The sequence below is a fragment of the Desulfovibrio sp. 1188_IL3213 genome (assembly GCF_036763145.1).
Lineage (GTDB): Bacteria > Desulfobacterota > Desulfovibrionia > Desulfovibrionales > Desulfovibrionaceae > Desulfovibrio.
The window spans coordinates 1-2,993 of sequence record NZ_JBAIYR010000294.1 but is presented as its reverse complement, the minus strand read 5'-3'; the positions used below and the strand labels follow the sequence as shown (position 1 = coordinate 2,993).

Annotated in this window: 3 protein-coding genes; 2 read left to right on the top strand and 1 reads right to left on the bottom strand. The window is 60.9% G+C overall.

The features are described 5' to 3' along the window. Positions 1–1,232: IMP cyclohydrolase (locus tag V6C16_RS10490; RefSeq protein WP_333543164.1), on the bottom strand; the 1,232-nt coding region annotated here is incomplete at its 3' end. 231 nt (positions 1,233–1,463) lie between these two features. Between V6C16_RS10490 and V6C16_RS10485 the strand changes: the two genes are divergently transcribed. After that, positions 1,464–1,814, top strand: coding sequence for a hypothetical protein (locus V6C16_RS10485; RefSeq protein ID WP_333536059.1), 351 nt, complete (start codon positions 1,464–1,466; stop codon positions 1,812–1,814). Positions 1,815–2,121: 307 nt separating this feature from the next. Further along, the coding region (locus tag V6C16_RS10480; protein WP_333543163.1) for an adenylosuccinate synthase at positions 2,122–2,993 on the top strand (872 nt) is incomplete at its 3' end.

Sequence of the window (2,993 nt, the reverse complement as noted above, 5' to 3'; positions counted from 1 at the left end):
GGAGCGGCCTCATTGCAGGCCATGATGACTTCAGCATCGCGCATGGACCCGCCGGGCTGGGCTATGGCCGTGACGCCCTGGGCAATGGCTACATCCACCCCGTCGCGGAAGGGGAAAAAGCCGTCAGACACCAGGGCCGTACCGGCGAGGCCGCCGTGGGTTTCCTGCGTGCGCCGCTCGATGTCGGCCAGCTTTTCCGCCAGGGTGCTGTCGTCCGCAGCCTTGAGCTTCAACTCGTAAAGGGTCAGGCCCAGTTCGCGAAAAGCCAGGGTGTCCGCGTATTTGGTATGCGCCTTGTGTATGGCAAGCTCCACGCAGCCCACGCGATCCTGCTCACCCGTGCCGATAGCCACGGTGGCCCCGTCGCGCACAAAAATAACGGAATTGGAGGTCACGCCCGCCTCAACGGCCCAGGCAAAACGCAGGTCGTCCAGTTCCGCCGGGCTTGGCGCGCGCGCCGCCACGGAAAGGCCGTCCTTGGTGACGGCGGTGGCAGGCAAAAAATCGTCACAGGAAAGAACGCGGTTCACAAAAGATTTCTGCACCACAATGCCGCCGTCCGACAGGCTCTTGATGTCCAGAAAGGCAGACGAGGTCAGCTCTTCAAGCCGTCCCAGGCCGGGCAGTTCCATAATGCGCAGATTTTTTCGGCTTTTAAGAATCTCCACCGCGCCCTCTTCAAAGGCCGGAGCCGCCACCACCTCAAAATAGTTGGCAGCCACCATTTCCGCAGCCTCGCGGGTAAAGGGGCGGTTGACGACCACCGCGCCGCCGAAGGCGGCGATACGGTCGCACCAGAAGGCTTTTTCAAGAGCCGCGGCCACGCCGTCCTTGCTCCAGGCCGCGCCACAGGGATTGTTGTGCTTCAGAATGACGGCCGCCGGGCGGTCTGCAAGATACTGAAGGATATTGGCCCCGTTATCCACGTCCGTCAGATTGGTCTTGCCGGGGTGCTTGCCCGCCTGGATCATCTGTTCTTCAGTCAGGGCCGAAACAATGCCGTGCCCCGGACCCCGCCACTGGAGGCCGCCGCAAGTAATGGAACCTTCTTTCAGGGCGTAGAGGGCTGCGGGCTGATCGGGGTTTTCCCCGTAGCGCAGGCCCTTTTCCTCGCCGTCCAGCGTCCACACGCGTTTTTGGAACACGAGTTTTTCGTCGCCAAGAATGATGGTCATGGTTTCGGGAAAAGCGTCCTTGCGGACGGTGCTGTACATGGCCTTGAGATCCGACATGCTTGCCTCCAGATGTTCGCCGGTCAGGTAAGGGTTTTGCATAGCACAGAACAGACCGCCCCACCAGCCTAAATCAGCCTGCCGCGCGGCGCGCCGGGGGCTTTGCCGCTCGGACAGCGCCGCCTGCGCGTTGACGAAACACAGGTCAGGCCCTACATTGCCTTGTCGCCCAGGATTCACAAGACAGGTTGGCGCCCCCCGGCGCGCCCTGCACTTATCAGCGGAGGATATATGGAAAAACTGCTTGCCCGGCTGGCGCAGCAACTGGATACGATCGACGAAGCGTCCCTGATGTCGCTGTGGAGCAAATACGCCACCGTAAGCAGCCGCTTTGAGCCCACAAAAAAATGGGAAGAGGCGACGCTCATCTTTTCCCTGATTCAGGCCAAGCGCTGGAAAAACCAGCTTTTCAACTATCATTGGTCGCGTCAGAGTCAGGGGCGCGAGGGCCTTGCCCCGCAATTGCCCGGTCTTGCACCCGAATTTTCGCTGGAGACGCCGCAAAAAGAGGCCCCAGAGCAACGCTGCCGCGTTCTGAAGTTCCACCCTCTCAAAGGGGATGGCGAAGACGACAAGGCATAGCTGATCCGTCCGCAGCCCCGGCGGCCACGACCGCCCATGCCTGCAAAGCATGCGGGAAAGCGCCCGGGTGGCCGCAACCGGAAGCCGTCATATTTTCCGGCGCAGTCCCCTTGCCCCATGCCCTGCGTACGGTAGTATGCCGTTGGGGACATTTGACTTGCATTTGCATCCGAGATAGGTACCATGAAAGGCTTTGCGTCCTGCTTTCGGCAGTTTGACAAGGCGGTAACTTATCGCGCCTGAGGGCGCGTAACGCTTCCTTATGACAGTACGCCCCCCTGCGGCGGCGTTTCAGGCAGGTAAAATCATGGCGAATACGGTCATCATCGGCGCACAGTGGGGCGACGAAGGCAAAGGCAAAATCGTTGACATGCTGAGCGCCCAAAGCCGGGCCATTGTCCGTTTTCAGGGCGGCAACAATGCCGGACACACCATCAAGGTACAAGGCGAAGAAACCATCCTTCACCTTATCCCTTCGGGCATTCTGCACGCGGACAAAATGTGCCTCATAGGCAACGGCGTGGTGCTTGACCCGCACGTTTTTCTTGAAGAGGCGGACCACCTGGCCGCCAAGGGCGTGGACGTTTCTCCGGCCAGGCTCGGCATCAGCAAAAAGGCCCACCTTATCATGCCTTACCACAAAAGCCTGGACAAAGCCCGCGAAGCCAAACGCGCTTCACACAAGATAGGCACCACCGGACGCGGCATCGGCCCCTGCTACGAAGACAAGGCCGCCCGTGTGGGCCTGCGCGCAGGCGACCTGGCCTGCCCTGACCTTGTGAGGGCCAAGGTGGCCCACGCCCTGCAGGAAAAAAACACCCTGCTGCGCGACCTGTACAAATTTGATCCGCTGGACGAAGCCGCCGTCTGCGAAGATCTGCTGGCCCTCGCCCCGCGCCTGCTGCCCTACCTTACGGAAGTGGAAGACCACATCCAGAACATTCAGGCCCAGGGCGGAGACATTCTTTTTGAAGGCGCGCAGGGCATTCATCTGGATATCGACCACGGCACATATCCTTTTGTCACGTCCTCCAATACCGTGTCGGGCAACGCTTCCGCCGGCTGCGGCGTCGGCCCCTCGGCCCTGCACCGCGTGGTGGGCATAGTAAAGGCATATACCACCCGCGTGGGCTCCGGCCCCTTTCCCACCGAGCAGCTTGACGACACCGGCAGCTACCT

What these genes read in the sequence shown, in the direction of transcription:
- V6C16_RS10485 (WP_333536059.1), top strand. Translation starts at nt 1,464, where the DNA reads ATGGAAAAACTGCTTGCCCGGCTGGCGCAGCAACTGGATACGATCGAC.